Origin of the sequence: Burkholderia sp. SJZ089, assembly GCF_007828315.1 — a bacterium.
Lineage (GTDB): Bacteria > Pseudomonadota > Gammaproteobacteria > Burkholderiales > Burkholderiaceae > Burkholderia > Burkholderia gladioli.
In genome coordinates, this window is sequence record NZ_VIUM01000003.1 from 350,594 (window position 1) to 365,036 (window position 14,443).

13 protein-coding genes are annotated in these 14,443 nt (G+C 70.5%); 10 read left to right on the forward strand and 3 right to left on the reverse strand.

The window, feature by feature from the left end; translation table 11 throughout:
* Nucleotides 1-4: 4 nt before the first annotated feature.
* From sctP to sctU, 3 genes are read right to left on the reverse strand one after another with little or no spacing between them, the layout of a single operon-like run.
* Complete coding sequence (gene sctP, locus FB600_RS07420) at nt 5-673, reverse strand: type III secretion system protein SctP (protein WP_096752343.1); 669 nt, start codon at nt 671-673, stop codon at nt 5-7.
* Nucleotides 670-2,775 (reverse strand): type III secretion system export apparatus subunit SctV, encoded by a 2,106-nt coding sequence (gene sctV, locus FB600_RS07425; protein ID WP_098151556.1) that lies wholly within the window; start codon nt 2,773-2,775, stop codon nt 670-672. The genes sctP and sctV overlap by 4 nt, the downstream gene beginning before the upstream one ends.
* Nucleotides 2,776-2,795: 20 nt before the next feature.
* Entirely contained in the window at nt 2,796-3,875 is a 1,080-nt protein-coding gene (gene sctU / locus FB600_RS07430; protein ID WP_046576092.1) for a type III secretion system export apparatus subunit SctU, read from the reverse strand.
* A gap of 508 nt (nt 3,876-4,383) precedes the next feature.
* On the opposite strand from sctU, the gene FB600_RS07435 reads away from it, so the two are divergent.
* The 10 genes from FB600_RS07435 to sctC all read left to right on the forward strand — a co-directional run bounded on the left by FB600_RS07435 (nt 4,384) and on the right by sctC (nt 14,281).
* Complete coding sequence (locus FB600_RS07435; RefSeq protein WP_145756460.1) at nt 4,384-4,968, forward strand: HrpB1 family type III secretion system apparatus protein; 585 nt, start codon at nt 4,384-4,386, stop codon at nt 4,966-4,968.
* A gap of 43 nt (nt 4,969-5,011) precedes the next feature.
* Complete coding sequence (locus FB600_RS07440) at nt 5,012-5,407, forward strand: type III secretion protein HrpB2 (protein WP_025097506.1); 396 nt, start codon at nt 5,012-5,014, stop codon at nt 5,405-5,407.
* A 47-nt stretch (nt 5,408-5,454) separates the two neighbouring features.
* Complete coding sequence (gene sctJ, locus FB600_RS07445; RefSeq protein WP_046576095.1) at nt 5,455-6,288, forward strand: type III secretion system inner membrane ring lipoprotein SctJ; 834 nt, start codon at nt 5,455-5,457, stop codon at nt 6,286-6,288.
* Between the two features lie 16 nt (nt 6,289-6,304).
* Nucleotides 6,305-7,081: a type III secretion protein HrpB4 gene (locus tag FB600_RS07450; protein WP_145756461.1), complete on the forward strand. Its 777-nt coding sequence runs from the start codon at nt 6,305-6,307 to the stop codon at nt 7,079-7,081.
* Nucleotides 7,082-7,122: 41 nt separating this feature from the next.
* Nucleotides 7,123-8,010: a type III secretion system stator protein SctL gene (gene sctL / locus FB600_RS07455; protein WP_261383354.1), complete on the forward strand. Its 888-nt coding sequence runs from the start codon at nt 7,123-7,125 to the stop codon at nt 8,008-8,010.
* Nucleotides 8,011-8,012: 2 nt separating this feature from the next.
* Nucleotides 8,013-9,365 (forward strand): type III secretion system ATPase SctN, encoded by a 1,353-nt coding sequence (sctN, locus tag FB600_RS07460; protein WP_098153143.1) that lies wholly within the window; start codon nt 8,013-8,015, stop codon nt 9,363-9,365.
* Nucleotides 9,366-9,379: 14 nt separating this feature from the next.
* Complete coding sequence (locus FB600_RS07465) at nt 9,380-9,892, forward strand: type III secretion protein (protein ID WP_227742722.1); 513 nt, start codon at nt 9,380-9,382, stop codon at nt 9,890-9,892.
* Entirely contained in the window at nt 9,889-10,773 is an 885-nt protein-coding gene (gene sctT, locus FB600_RS07470; RefSeq protein WP_105821422.1) for a type III secretion system export apparatus subunit SctT, read from the forward strand. Before FB600_RS07465 ends, sctT begins: the two co-directional genes overlap by 4 nt.
* Nucleotides 10,774-11,004: 231 nt before the next feature.
* A complete protein-coding gene (locus FB600_RS07475; protein WP_096752963.1) occupies nt 11,005-12,444 on the forward strand; it encodes a helix-turn-helix transcriptional regulator in 1,440 nt (479 codons plus the stop codon).
* 37 nt (nt 12,445-12,481) lie between these two features.
* Nucleotides 12,482-14,281, forward strand: a complete 1,800-nt coding sequence (gene sctC / locus FB600_RS07480; protein ID WP_096752350.1) for a type III secretion system outer membrane ring subunit SctC — start codon at nt 12,482-12,484, stop codon at nt 14,279-14,281.
* The last annotated feature ends 162 nt before the right edge of the window (nt 14,282-14,443 follow it).

Genomic DNA, 14,443 nt, shown 5'->3' on the forward strand with positions numbered 1-14,443 from the left:
AGGGTTACCAGACGGTGAGTTCGATGTCGCGGACTTCGCCCCAGGCGCGCAGCGTATCGGCGAGTTCGCGCTGGAGCATCGTGCTGTGCGTCAAGAGTAAGTCGCGGGCGGCCGGGTCCTGCGCATCGAACCGAAGCAGGAGACTGAAACGCGAAAGCGACAGAGACAGCCTGGTATGCGGCAGCAGCGCGGGATCCAGCGTCATCTGCGCCTCCCAGTTGCCGGCATTTGCGATCGCAGGATCGCCGCAGAAGGCGGCGATCTCGCGCGTCAGCACGCCCAGCACCTGAAGATATTGCTGCTGCTGCATGTAGACGGCCGACACCACCGGCACGGCGGCGCGCTCCACGCGGGCCGACAAGGTATCGAGATCCTCGGCCGCCGCGCCCGCCGCCAGCGGCAGGGCCGCGGCCGGCTCGGGCAGCGCCTCCTCGCCTGCGCCCGGCATGTAGCGCGGATCGAAATACAGCGCGATTTCGGCCTGCGGCGCGGCATCCTCGGGGCTGTCCTGCCCGCCGCCGCCCGATTGCGGCTGCTCGCGCGCGGGCAGCCGGTGCGGGGCGCGGCGCGAGGCCAGCGAGGCATAGTCGAAGCGGCGCTCGCGCGGCCGGTTCGGCTCGGCGGGCGCGGCGCCGGGGATGATGCGCGCATTGCGCGAGTCGATGGTGGTCATGCGGTCAGCGTCACGCGGCCCACGGGTTTGAGTTCGACGTGCTCGCCGAGCTCCTGGTACGAGTACACCGCCAGCCAGCCCAGCCGTGCCTCGATCATGCGCCGCACGTAGCGGCGGATATCCATCGAGGTCACCAGCACCACGCCCTCGCGGGGCGCTGCGCCCACGAAGGACTGGATGCGGTCGATCAGGAACGCGGCGTCGTTGGGCGGCAGCGCCAGGAAGTTGCCGGTGGGCGTCTGCTTGATGGCGGCGCGGATATGCTGCTCGGCCTGCATGTCGAACAGCACCGCCGAGAGCGTGCGCTCGCCCTTGGCGGCGCGATGCGCGAGGAAGCGCGAAAGGTCGCCGCGCACGTACTCGGTCAGCATCAGCATGTCCTTTTCCTTGGCGCCCCAGGCAATCAGGCTCTCCATGATGGTGCGCACGTTGCGGATCGAGACCTGCTCCTCCAGCAGCCGGCGCAGCACGTCGGCGATCCGCTGCGGCGGCAGCACCTTCTGCACCTCGGCCACCAGCCCCGGCGCGTCATGGCCGAGCTGGTCGAGGATCCACTGCACCTCCTGGATGCCGAGGAACAGCGTGGCGTGCCGGCGCATCGCCGCCACGCAGGCATGCGGGATGATCTGCTCGGCGCGCCACACCGGCATCTTGGGCGGGATGGTCTTGTCGTCGAGCCAGCGCGTGGGCGTGCCGTCGGCCACGATCGCCGGGCCGGCCTCGGTGCGCTCGGCCACCGACTGCAGCTTCTCGGCGGCGGCCGAGGCCACCTCGGGCGCGAGCAGGGCCGGATCGGGAATCAGCACCTTGCCCGCCGGCAGCGTCACGCTCAGGTGGGGCACGTCGTGCACCAGGATCTCGAAGCTGTTGGCCGGCAGCGGCGCGTGGATCCACATCGTGATGCCGGGGAAGGGCAGGCCGAGCATCTCCTGCAGGGCCGCGCGCTCGGTCTCGAAGGCGATGTCGAGGGTCGGCAGCGAGAGCCGCGCGGCCAGGTCCGGGGCGATGCGCACGCCCACCGCGCAGGCGAACTGCGGCGCGCGCGGCAGGATCGGCGGCACTTCCGTCTTGGCGCCCGAGCGCTGCATCGAGGCCAGCGTCTCGGCGCCGCCGTGCTCGCTGTCGCGCGAGGACGCGGGCTTCTTCGCCAGCTTGTAGCCGGCGAAGGACAGCAGGCCCGCCAGCAGCACGAACAGCAGCGAGGGGAAGCCCGGCACGATCGCGAAGCCCAGCAGCAGCACCGCGGCGAAGAACAGCGCGCGGCTGCTGGAGCCGAGCTGGTGGCCGATCTCGTCGCCCAGCGAGCGCTGCTTGGCCTGGCGCTCGTCGGCCACCCGCGTGATCATCACGCCGGCGGCCACCGACAGCAGCAGCGAGGGGATCTGCGAGACCATCGCGTCACCCACCGACAGCACCGAGAAGCGGTTGGCCGCGTCGCCGGCCGACATGCCGTGGTAGGCCACGCCCACCGCGATGCCGGCCAGGATGTTGATCAGCGTGATGATCAGGCCGGCGATCGCATCGCCCTTCACGAACTTCATCGCGCCGTCCATGCCGCCGTGCAGCTGGCTCTCCACCGCCAGCGTGGCGCGCTTGCGCTTGGCTTCCTCGGGCGTGAGCAGGTTGGCGCGCAGGTCGGCGTCGATGCTCATCTGCTTGCCGGGCAGCGCGTCCAGCGTGAAGCGCGCGCCCACCTCGGCCACCCGCTCCGAGCCCTTGGCGATCACGATGAACTGCACCGTGGTGATGATCGCGAACACCACCAGGCCCACCACCAGGTTGCCGCCCACCACCAGCTTGCCGAAGCTCTCGATGATGGTGCCGGCCTCGGCGTGCAGCAGGATCGACTTGGTGGAGGCGATGTTCAGCGAGAGCCTGAACAGGGTGGTGAACAGCAGCAGCGAGGGGAAGGCCGACAGCGCCGAGATGTCCGGCACGTACATGGTGATCATCAGCAGCGTCACGCTGATGGTGATGTTCAGGGCCAGCAGCCCGTCGATCATCAGCGGCGGCAGCGGCAGGATCATCAGCGAGATGATCGCCACCACCAGCGCGACGATCCCGATTTCGCCGCCGGCGGGGAGTTTCATGGACTTCAGCATCGTGGCTCCGGGGTCGGCGGTCAGTGGATCTGCTGCGCCTGGTGCTGCTGTTGCGCCTCGCGGCTCGCGCCGATCGAGTCCACCCAGCGCAGGATCGCGGCGATGGTCTCGAACAGCACCTCGGGAATCGGCTCGTCGACGCCGACCTTGTAGAGCGCGCGCGCCACCGGCGGGTTGCCGACGATCGGCACCTCGGCCTCGGCGGCGGCGCGCCGGATCGCGGCGGCGGCCTCGTCCATGCCCTTGGCGATCACCACCGGCAGCGGATGCTCGTCGGGCGCGTAGCGCAGCGCCACCGCGTAGTGGGTGGGATTGACCACCACCACGTTGGCGCGCGCCATGCGCGGCGGCGGGGAGTTGGCCATCTCGCGCGCGATGCGCTTGCGCTCGCCCTTGATCATCGGGTCGCCCTCGTCGTTCTTGTGCTCGCGCTTGACCTCGTCCTTCGACATCTTCATCTGCTTCATGAACAGCATCTTCTGCAGCTTGACGTCGGCCGCGCCCACCACCACGAAGATCACCGCGGCGATCATCATCAGCTTGACCAGGATGCCCCAGTACATCGCCGAGAGCTCCGGCAGCGGCTGGTAGATCGAGCCCGACACCAGCGGGAACAGGCCCCGGATCACCACCCACATCACGGCGAAGATCAGCGCCGCCTTGACGATCATCTTGGCGGTCTCGATCACGGTCTTGATCGAGAAGATCTTCTTGAGGCCCTCGCCGGGGTTGAGCGAATTGAGGTTGGGCATCACCGGCTTCAAGGCGATCTGCAGGCCGACCTGCATCGCCGAGCCCATCAGCCCGGCCATCGCGGCGGCCAGCGCGAGCGGCACCACCGCCAGCAGCGCGATGCCGCCGAAGCGGTAGAGCCGGTCGAACATGTCGGGAATGCCGTGCTCGGTGGTGACGAAGTCGAGCGCGCTCACCACCAGCTGGCGCATCGAATCGCGCAGGTGGGCGCCGGCGGCCATCACGAAGCCGATCGCCACCGTCATCGAGATCGCGTCCGCCAGGTCCGAGCTTTTCGACACCTGTCCGTCCTTGCGGGCGTCGCGCAGTTTCTTGTCGGTGGGCTCTTCGGTTTTTTCGTCGCTCATCGCTCGCTCGTCGCGTGGTCCGGGGTGGGGTGCTCACGCAGGCGCTCGCCGGGGAGGGCGGGCAGGGGTTGGCGGGCAGGCCCGGCGCGGGAGCGCGCAGCGGGCCGGTCGGACGAAGATAGCCGCGCGCCGCGCCGCGCTTTCCGTCCGACGCGAATCGGGCGCTGCGCATGCGAAGTTGGGGCGGCGAGCAGGGCGGATGCGCAGCGATGGGGCCCCGGGAAACGCCGGCCGCGGCCCCGGGAGGCGCCTGGAATCCGGCGCGCAGCAAGGTTTTTCAGCCGGGCGTCCGGCGCTCGGGTGAGCCCTGGCGCGAGCGCCGGCCAGGCGCGCCCCGGCTTCGTGGCCCGCGGCGGCGGGAGGGGGCGGGCCGCGTTCTCGCGCCTTCGCTTTCGGTGCGCTGGCTTCGCATCGCCGATCTCGCGGCCCCCGGCCGGTTGCTAAGGTTCCGTCGTGCGTCCGATCGACCCCGACCGTGGCGCGAAGATATCCGCCAGGAGAATGCGCGATGACCAAGGCCACACCCGATTACCTGAACTGCCGCCCGGAGATCGTCGGAGGACTGATCGAGACGGCCTCCGATGCGCTGCTGCAGACCTTCCCGAAGGTGTCGGTGGACCCCTACGACATCGAGCTGATGCTCGACGCGCTGCGCGTGCTGCGTCCGAAGGTGCCCGAGATCCAGATGCTGGACGGCATCCTGCACATGGTCCGCAACCATTGGGACGACGCGATCCTGGTGCTGCGCGAGGTCAGCGAGAGCGCGCCGCGCTTCGCCTACGCCAAGGCGCTGCTGGCCTTCTGCCTGTCCACCAAGGGCGACGGCGACTGGAAGCTGATCGCCAACGAAGTGCTCGAGAACAACCCGACGCGCGATACGCTGGCCCTCGTCAAGGCCCTGCATGCGCGCGAGGAGCTGGTCAGCGCCGTGAACGCGAGCCGCAACGGCGGCGCCTTCGTGCCGCCCGTCTCGATCGAGGAGCTGAACGAGGAACTGGCCAGCCGCGGCGACAAGCCCGACGTGCCCACCGCGCCGGTGCCGCCGGCCGCCGGCCTCGAATCCCTGCCGTTCGGCGTCGCGCTGCGCGCGTGAACGTCGTCCGCCCGCTCGACGAAGCCTGACGAGGAGTCCGACGATGACTGCGATCGACCATTCCGCGGCGCTGCGCGCCTCGCTCGAAGCCTTGTCCAAGCCGGAAGCCGCAGCGGGCGGCGGCACCTCGCCCGCTGCCGCCGACAAGTTCAAGGCGATGATGGAGAAGCCCTCGATGGCGCCGCCGCACGCGGCCCAGAGCCCGTCGATGGAAGTCGCCTCGAAGCTGGTGGCGGCGCAGGATGCCGAGCTGCAGCGCAGCGTCACCGACGCCGCCGAGTTCATGCAGCGTGCGCCCGAGATGAACCTCAACGAGCTCAATGCCGGCTCGATCCGGCTGACCTACGAACTCGCCGCCACCCAGCTCGACATGGAAGCGAAGATGGGCGTGGTGAACTCGTCGAAGTCGTCGATCGAAACGCTGATGAAGAACCAGTGACACGCGGCGCTCCACGGCGCCGCGCGGTCCGCCGCGAGACTTACCCCATGTCACAGACCCGGTCCGGATGGCGGCGCGCATCCGTCGTCGGCGCCTTCGCGCTCTGCGCGCTGCTCGCCGGCTGCAAGAAGGAACTATACGGAAACCTGTCCGAGCAGGACGTCAACGAGATGGTCGTGGCGCTGCTCGAGAATGGCGTCGACGCCGCCAAGGAAACGCCCGACGGCGGCAAGACCTGGACGCTCGAGGTGGACGGCGACCAGATGGTGCGCGCCATGGAGGCGCTGCGCTCGCGCGGCCTGCCCAAGAGCCGCTTCGACAACCTCGGCGACCTGTTCAAGAAGGACGGCCTGGTATCCACGCCGACCGAGGAACGCGTGCGCTTCATCTACGGCATGTCGCAGGAGCTGTCGTCCACGCTCTCGAAGATCGACGGCGTGCTGGTGGCGCGCGTGCAGATCGTGCTGCCCAACAACGACCCGCTGGCGCAGACCATCAAGCCCTCCTCGGCGGCCGTGTTCATCAAGTACCGCCCGAATTCCGACGTCGGCGCGCTGGTGCCGCAGATCAAGACGCTGGTGATGCACAGCGTCGAGGGCCTCACCTACGACCAGGTCAGCGTGACCGCCGTGCCGGCTGATCCGGCCGACCTGGCGCGCCAGCCGCTGCCTCCGGCGAGCAACGGCGCGCCGCTGGTGTGGATCGTCAGCGGCATCGCCGGGGTGGTGCTGATCGTGGCCGCCGCCTTGCTGGTGGTGCTGCGCCGCAAGCTGCCGCATGGCGCCGACGGCGCGCCCGAGGCGGCTGGCGACAGCGCCGGCGGCCTGCGCGGCAAGCTCGGCGCGCTGACGGCTCGGCTGCGGCCGCGTCCGGCCAACTGAACGCCGGCCCGCACGCATGGCGTCTGCCCAGTTCTATCCCCCGCAACGCGTCGCCGCGGCGCTGAACGGCTATCGCGACAACCTCGATAGCGCGGCGCTGTGGGCCGACGCCTCCTGGTCCGCGCTGCCCGACAACGGCTGGCGCGAGGCGCTGTCGCGCGCCTCGTCGGCGGCGCGGCGCGCCTGCTCGCAGGCCCTGGCGCGCGCCGCCGGGGTGCGCGAGCCGCCGTTCGGCGCCTTCGCCACGCCGGCCGTGCTCGGCACCGGCGGCGCCGGCCTGCAGCCCGCGCCGGGCGGCCCGAAACCGAACCTCGCCCTGCTCGACGCGCTGCCGGTCAGCCAGGCGCTGGCGGTGCTGCGCATGCGCTCGCTGTCGTTCCGCCGTGTCGAGGTGCGCCGCCTGATCGACAAGCAGACGCGCTCGCGCCTGGCCGACTGGACCGGCGTGCATCCCGACGCGATCGCGCAGGACGCCCACGCGGCCGACGCGCCCGACGTCGCGCATCTCGCCATGAAGACCGGGCTGCCGCCGCTGGCGCGGCTCGACGCCACCGCGATGGCCGCCGAGGGCTGGCTGCTGTTCGTGCGCGACGCCGGGGGCGCGGCCGAGGCGGCCGATTCCGCCAACCCGGCCGACCGGCGCCGTCCCTCGCTGACCCGGCTCGCGCTGCCGCGCGCCTTCGCGCCGCCGGCTTCGCTGCCGGCCGCCAGCGGCCTGGACGCGGCCGGCTCGATCCGCCTGTTCGCCCGCATGCCCGATTTGCTGCCGGAGGTTGCATGGCTATTTGGTTGAGCCGTCCGCGCGACGCGCAGCACCAGCCCGACGAGGAAGCGATGCGCGCGCGGCTGGGCGCGACGAGCGACGTGCTGCCGCGCGAGCTGTTCGGCTCGCTGGTCACGCTCGACGACGCCTATGCCGCGCTGGCCGACGATCGCGCCGCGCTGATCGAGGCCGCCCACCTGGAAGCCGCGCATATCGTCGAGGCGGGCCGCGCCGAGGCCGAGGCGATCCTCGACATCGCGCGCCGCGAGCGCGAGGCCGCCGCCCAGGCCGGCTACCGCGACGGCTACGACCGCGCGCTCGGCGACTGGATGGACCGGCTCGCCGACGTGGCCCACGCGCAGAACCAGTTGCAGGTGCGCATGCGCGAGCGGCTGGCCGACATCGTGGCCTCGGCCGTCGAGCAGATCGTCAAGACCGAGAACCGCGCGGCCCTGTTCGAGCGCGCGCTGGCCTCGGTGGAGCGCATCGTCGACGGCGCCACCTACCTGCGCGTGGCGGTGCATCCCGACGATCTCGACAGCGCCAAGGACGTGTTCGACCGGCTCGCCACGCGCTGGCGCGAACTGGGCCGGCCGATCCCCATGTCGGTGGTGGGCGACAAGCGGCTCGCGCCGGGCAGCTGCGTGTGCGAATCCGATTTCGGCGCGGTCGACGCGAGCCTCGACACGCAATTGCGCGCCATGCACGGCGCCGTCTCGCGCGCGCTCAAGCGCACCCTGGTGGAAGCCGAGCAGGCACCGCCGGCCGAGGGCGATCCTTACGGTCAGCAGGGCGAGCAATACGGCGAGGCGGGCGAGGGCGCCGGCTACCACGACCCGAACGCCGCCCAGCCCGGCCATGATCCCCACGCCGCCCAGCCGCAGTACGAGGCCGCGCCATACGCCGACGCGCCGTATGACCCGAACGCCTACGGCGCCCAGGGAGGCCAGCCGCGATGACGATGGACGTCTCCTGGCTGTCGCGCACCGACGACTTCGAGCGCCTGACCGACGCGATCGAGCGCGAGATCCTCGCCGTGCCGGCCGTGGCGCGCACCGGCAAGGTGATGGAGGTGGTCGGCACGGTGATCAAGGTGTCGGGCCTCGACGTCACGCTCGGCGAGCTCTGCGAGCTGCGCTCGCCCGACGGCGTGCTGCTGCAGCGCGCCGAGGTGGTGGGCTTCACGCGCGATGTGGCGCTGCTCTCGCCGTTCGCGCGGCTCGAGCACGTCTCGCGCGCCACCCAGGTGATCGGCCTGGGCCGGCCGCTGTCGATCCAGGTCGGCGACCAGTTGCTCGGCCGCGTGCTGGACGGCCTGGGCGAGCCGATCGACGGCGGCCCGCCGCTGGACAGCGACGACTGGCGCCCGGTGATCGTGCAGCCGCCCGACCCGATGAAGCGGCGCATGGTGGACACGCCGATGCCCACCGGCGTGCGCGTGGTGGACGCCATGATGACGCTCGGCGAAGGGCAGCGGATGGGCATCTTCGCGCCGGCCGGGGTCGGCAAGTCGACCCTGATGGGCATGTTCGCGCGGGGCGCCGCCTGCGATATCAACGTGATCGCGCTGATCGGCGAACGCGGCCGCGAAGTGCGCGAATTCATCGAGCTGATCCTGGGCCCCGACGGCATGGCGCGCTCGGTGGTGGTGTGCGCCACCTCGGACCGCTCCTCGATGGAGCGCGCCAAGGCCGCCCACACGGCCACCGCGATCGCCGAATATTTCCGCGATCGCGGCCTGCGCGTGCTGCTGATGATGGATTCGCTGACGCGTTTCGCGCGCGCCGGCCGCGAGATCGGCCTGGCCGCGGGCGAACCGCCGGCGCGGCGCGGTTTCCCGCCCTCGGTGTTCGCCGAGCTGCCGCGCCTCCTGGAGCGCACCGGGATGGGCCAGACCGGCTCGATCACCGCGCTCTACACGGTGCTGGCCGAGGACGAGACCGGCGGCGACCCGGTGGCCGAGGAAGTGCGAGGCATCCTGGACGGCCACATGATCCTGTCGCGCGAGATCGCCGCGCGCAACCAGTATCCGGCGATCGACGTGCTCGGCAGCCTGTCGCGCGTGATGTCGCTGGTGGTGCCCGACACGCACAACCGCGCGGCTTCTCGCGTGCGCGAGCTGATGGCCAAGCATCGCGAGGTGGAGGTGCTGCTGCAGGTGGGCGAATACCAGCCGGGCCAGAACCCGGTGGCCGACGAGGCGATCGAGAAGGCCGACGTGATCCGCGAGTTCCTGTGCCAGCGCACCAGCGACTACGCCCCTTACGAGGACACCACGAATTACCTGCATCAACTCGCCGGGGTGAGCGCATGAGCGCCGAGGCGCGTTTGAAACGCGACCGCCGCGCGATCGCGCTGACGCGCGCCAGCGACCGGCGCCGCAAGCACAACGAGCAGTTGCGCATGCACCTGGTGGGCCTGCGCCGCGCGCTGGCCGAGCGCGAGGCCGAGCACGCGGCGGCGCTGGAACGCGTCGAGCAGGAGCGCGCCGCGCTGCAGTCGATCGACGACCAGGTCGAGGCCATGATGACGGGCGTCACGCCCTTCGTGGTGGACGATTTCCAGGCGCTGAAGATCGTGCGCGGAATCGCCGTCGAGCGCCTGCAGGGCGCCGAGGCGCAGGTCGAGACCGCCTGGCAGGCGGTGCGGGAGGCGCAGCAGGCGATCGTCGATACCCATCGTGCGATCGCACGCAACAACGGCAGCGTCGAGGCCTGCGAGCAGCGCGTGGCGAAGATGCGGCTGGGTTACCAGCGCGCCGAGGACGACGCGGCCGACGACGAGGCCGAGGACGGCGTGCTGGCGCGCCGCGCGCGCGACAAGGCGGGGGCGGCCGCATGAATCCGACGCTGGACGTGCTGCCCGACATCACCCACCTGGTGATGGGCTACCTGACGCTGATCGGCGTGTCCTCGGTGCGCCTGTTCGTGATCATGACGATCTTCCCGCCCTCGGCCGACGGCGTGCTGCAGGGGCCGGTGCGCAACGCGATCGTGATCCTGTTCAGCACCTTCGTCGCCTACGGCCAGCCGCTCGCGTTCGGCGAGCAGTTGCATGGCGCGGCGCTGGTCGAGCTGGGCCTGCGCGAGGGCATGATCGGGCTGGTGCTGGGTTTCGCGGCTTCCTCGGTGTTCTGGGTGGCCGAATGCGCCGGCTACTACATCGACGACCTGACCGGCTACAACAGCGCCCAGGTGCAGAATCCGCTGCGCAACGAGCAGGCCACGCCCACCGCCACCCTGCTGCAGCAGGTGGCCACGGTGGCGTTCTGGAGCCTGGGCGGCATGAGCTTCCTGCTCGGCACGCTCTACGAGTCCTATCGGTGGTGGCCGCTGACGGCCCACAGCGTGGACGTATCCAGCGTGCTGGAGGCTTTCGCGCTGAAGGAGACCGACACGCTGATGCAGCAGGTCGCCAAGCTCGCCGCGCCGGCCGTGATGATCCTGCTGCTGATCGACTTCGCCTTCGCGTTCGCCGCCAAGTCGGCCAGCAAGCTCGAGCTGATGGGGCTCTCGCAGCCGGTCAAGGGCGCTGTCGCGGTGCTGCTGCTGGCGCTGTTCGTGGGCGTGTTCGTCGACCAGGTGCGCGACCAGCTCACCCTGTCGGCCTTCACCTCGCAGTTCCGCGCCTGGGCCGACGCCGCGCACGCGGCCGATGCGAACCCGGTGGCGCATCCCGTCTCTCCGCCCACCGTGCCGCTCTTCGGCCCCGGCGCGAAGTGATGTCGGGCCCGGCGATGTTTGGTGAGATTCATCGCACGGGGCGAGCACGATTCGCGCCTGAGCAATCGTGAGACTCGCGCGAAGCCGCGTCGCGCGGGGCGCAATTCTCAAATCGGAATTATTGCTGAAGATTACTCAGTCAAACTGAGGGTTCGAAAACAGGCCGACGACTACATTGCTCGCATGGCGCCGCGCCCCGGTGTCCTGCGCAAATGCAAGGAGAGTCGCTTCATGTTTTCGATGCTCTATTTCCCGGTGGTTTCCGCGCTCGCCGCGTCCGACGAGGATGCCGGCTCCGGCATCGCGGCCCGCGCGGTCGATTCGATCCTCGACGGCGAATTCGCCGCCGCCGTGCAGCAGTCGGGGCGCCGTCTCGACGATTCCGCCGCCGCCGCCACCGCGGCCGACCTGCAGTGGCACGCCGACCTGCAACTGGTGCTGGGCTTCGACGCCGAGGCCGAGGACGCCTATCGCCGCGCCCAGCGCCGGATGCGCGGCTCGAAGGCCGAGATTCGCGTCGCCACCTGCCGCAACGCGGCCTGGCAGGCGCTGTTCCGGCATCGCATCGGCACCGCGCTGGCCTGCTTCGCGCGTGCCGCCGAGGAAGTCGACGCGCCGCCGGCGCGCCGCATCGAGGCACGCATCGGCATCGCCTGCGCGCTGCATGAGCTGGGCCGCACCCGCGAGGCGCTCGACGCGCTCGACGAGGTGGTGCCCACCAACGCGCGCTGGCGCGAACTGGTGATCGCGCTGCGCTTCGACCTGATCGCCCAGCACGAGTTGCGCTGCGCCAACGCACTGCAGGATCACGTCTACTGGCGCTCGGCCGCGCTGGCCAGCCCGGCGGCCTACCTGCCCGCGCCGCGCGTGGGTTTCGCCGAGGCGCTGCAGGCCGCCGCCGGCGTGCGCGCGCCGCTGCTGGCCGCGCGCGTGGCCTACCTGCGCGAGCTGCGCAACGTCACCAGCGGCGAGCGCGACGCGATCGCCAATGTCTGCGCCTACCTGGAGCGCATCCGCGAACAGGGTTTCGCCGACTACCAGCGCGCGGTGCGCCTGGAGATCGCGCTGGCCAGCTTCGTCGGCGACGCGCCGCACGTGGCGCAGACCATCATCGAGCCGCTGCACCAGGGCGTGCGCGGCTCCGATACCGGCCATCGCCAGCTCGAGTATCTCTACTGCGCCGCCAAGCTGCGCGAAAGCCAGGGCCGCGCCCAGGAATCGCTGCAGTGGTACAGCCGCTACGCGCTGGTGGCGATGCAGTGCCTGCGCGAGGATTCGCACGTGCGCACGCCGGCGCTGGACCGCCAGCCCAAGGCCGCGCCCGACGACGTCAGCGCGCGCCTGCCGGCCAAGTATCGCCGCGCCTATCGCTACGTGCTCGACAACCTCGACCGCGCCGATCTCTCGGTGCGCGAGATCGCCACCCAGATCGGCGTGACCGAGCGCGCGCTGCAGAGCGCCTTCAAGAGCTGCCTGGGCCTTTCGCCCAGCGAGCTGATCCGCACCCGGCGCATGGAGCGGATCCGCGAGGCGCTGATCGACCATGCCGACGCGGGCGACCAGCGCGTGCTGGAGACCGCGCGCCGCTGGGGCGTGCAGAGCCGCTCCACGCTGGTGACCGGCTATCGCAAGCAGTTCCGCGAAGCGCCGTCCGAGACGCTCGAGCGTTGAGCCGGCCGATCCCTTCTATCTTCCCGAATCGACATCCATGAGAGCGAAGAAGCTTGTTGCCGCCGCGTGCGTCGCGGCGGCGCTGTCGGGCTGCCTGTCCGATGCCGCGTCCGCGGCCCCCGTGCGCTGGCGCAGCGCCACCGTGCACGTGCAGCTCGACGGCAAGGACCTGAAGGACGTGCTGCGCGATTTCGCGGCCAGCCAGGGGATCGCCGCCTCGATCGCGCAGAACGTGACGGGCACCGTCACCGGCCGGTTCGACCTGTCGCCGCAGCGTTTCCTCGATACGCTGGCCTCCACCTTCGGCTTCGTCTGGTTCTACGACGGCAACGTGCTGTCGATCAGCAGCTCGAACGACGTGACGCGCCAGGTGCTGCAGCTCGACCATAGCGAGATCGGCCAGCTGCGCTCCACGCTCAAGCAGATCGGCCTGGACGATCCGCGCTTCCCGCTCACCTACGATTCGGCCTCGGGCACCGTGCTGGCCAGCGGCCCCGCGCAATACGTGCAGATGATCGCCGACATCGCGCAGCGGCTGGACGCCAGCACCGGCCATCGCAACGGCTCGGTGATCCGCATCTACAAGCTGAAGAACGCCTGGGCCACCGACCATGAGGTGCAGGTCGACGGCAACAAGGTCAGCGTGCCGGGCGTGGCCACCATCCTCGGCAACATGTACAGCGTGAAGTCGGGCTCGACGGGCGGCCAGCCCAGCTCGACGCCGAACATGCAGCGCGTGCAGTCGCTCAACGACGTGTCGGGCTCGTCCAACGGCATGGGCGGGGGCGGCGGCGTGCAGCCGCCGCCGCTGCCGCCCTCGATGATGGGCTCGCAATCGGTCGGGCAGGCCGGGCAGGCGTTCGGCGGCGCCTACGACAATGGCGGCGGCGGTTATACGCGCCGGCGCGGCGGTGGTGGAGGCGGCTCCGGCAACGACGTGGCCGTGACCGACGGCAGCGACGGCCTGCCGGTGATCCAGCCCGACCCGATCACCAACTCGGTGCTGATCCGCGACACGCCCGATCGCGTCGGCCAGTATGGCGAGCTGATCCGTCAGCTCGACGTGCGGCCGCAGATCGTCGAGATCCAGGCGCACATCATCGAGATCGACGACGACACGCTGCAGCAGATCGGCGTCGACTGGCGCGCCCACAACAGCCATGTCGACTTCCAGACCGGCAATGCGCAGCAGGCGCAGAACAGCTTCGACGGCGGCCAGCTGAACCCGCTGTTCGGCACCGTGCAGCAGGCCGGGCCGGGCAACACCATCGTCAACGCGACGCCGGGCGGCGCGGCGCTGTCGGCCGTGGTGGGCGGCGCGGGGCGCTACCTGATGGCCCGCGTGAGCGCGCTGCAGTCGACCAACAAGACCAAGATCGACGCCTCGCCGCTGGTGGCCACGCTCGACAACGTCGAGGCGACCATGGACAACACCACGCGCTTCTTCGTGAAGGTGGCAGGCTATACCTCGGCCGATCTCTACAGCGTCTCGACCGGCGTGTCGCTGCGCGTGCTGCCGCTGATCGTGCGCGACCAGGACAAGACGCGCATCAAGCTGAACGTGCATATCGAGGACGGCCAGCTGACCCAGCAGAAGGTGGACGACATCCCGGTGATCACCACCAGCCAGATCAATACGCAGGCCTTCGTCGGGCTCGGCGAGAGCCTGCTGATCGCCGGCTTCACCACCGACACGCAGACCAACGGCGTGACCGGCGTGCCCTTCCTGTCGCGCATCCCGCTGCTGGGGGCGCTGTTCCGGTATCACAGCGACGACCACTCGCATGGCGAGCGCGTGTTCCTGCTGACGCCGCGCATCATCGACGCGGGCGTCTGAGCACCGGCCCGGCGGCGCCGCGCGTGCCGCCGGGCCGGGTTTCGATCGGTGCAGCCCTTGCCGGTTCGCATCCGCACCGATCGCCGGACCCGATTCGATGGAAGCAGGCCGCTGCTGCTCCCGTCCTCCGGTTCGCTTCGTGAGAGGCGGCTTCGCGCCGTC

What these genes read in the sequence shown, in the direction of transcription:
- sctP (WP_096752343.1), bottom strand. Translation starts at nt 673, where the DNA reads ATGACCACCATCGACTCGCGCAATGCGCGCATCATCCCCGGCGCCGCG.
- sctV (WP_098151556.1), bottom strand. Translation starts at nt 2,775, where the DNA reads ATGCTGAAGTCCATGAAACTCCCCGCCGGCGGCGAAATCGGGATCGTC.
- sctU (WP_046576092.1), bottom strand. Translation starts at nt 3,875, where the DNA reads ATGAGCGACGAAAAAACCGAAGAGCCCACCGACAAGAAACTGCGCGAC.
- FB600_RS07435 (WP_145756460.1), top strand. Translation starts at nt 4,384, where the DNA reads ATGACCAAGGCCACACCCGATTACCTGAACTGCCGCCCGGAGATCGTC.
- FB600_RS07440 (WP_025097506.1), top strand. Translation starts at nt 5,012, where the DNA reads ATGACTGCGATCGACCATTCCGCGGCGCTGCGCGCCTCGCTCGAAGCC.
- sctJ (WP_046576095.1), top strand. Translation starts at nt 5,455, where the DNA reads ATGTCACAGACCCGGTCCGGATGGCGGCGCGCATCCGTCGTCGGCGCC.
- FB600_RS07450 (WP_145756461.1), top strand. Translation starts at nt 6,305, where the DNA reads ATGGCGTCTGCCCAGTTCTATCCCCCGCAACGCGTCGCCGCGGCGCTG.
- sctL (WP_261383354.1), top strand. Translation starts at nt 7,123, where the DNA reads ATGCGCGCGCGGCTGGGCGCGACGAGCGACGTGCTGCCGCGCGAGCTG.
- sctN (WP_098153143.1), top strand. Translation starts at nt 8,013, where the DNA reads ATGGACGTCTCCTGGCTGTCGCGCACCGACGACTTCGAGCGCCTGACC.
- sctT (WP_105821422.1), top strand. Translation starts at nt 9,889, where the DNA reads ATGAATCCGACGCTGGACGTGCTGCCCGACATCACCCACCTGGTGATG.
- FB600_RS07475 (WP_096752963.1), top strand. Translation starts at nt 11,005, where the DNA reads ATGTTTTCGATGCTCTATTTCCCGGTGGTTTCCGCGCTCGCCGCGTCC.
- sctC (WP_096752350.1), top strand. Translation starts at nt 12,482, where the DNA reads ATGAGAGCGAAGAAGCTTGTTGCCGCCGCGTGCGTCGCGGCGGCGCTG.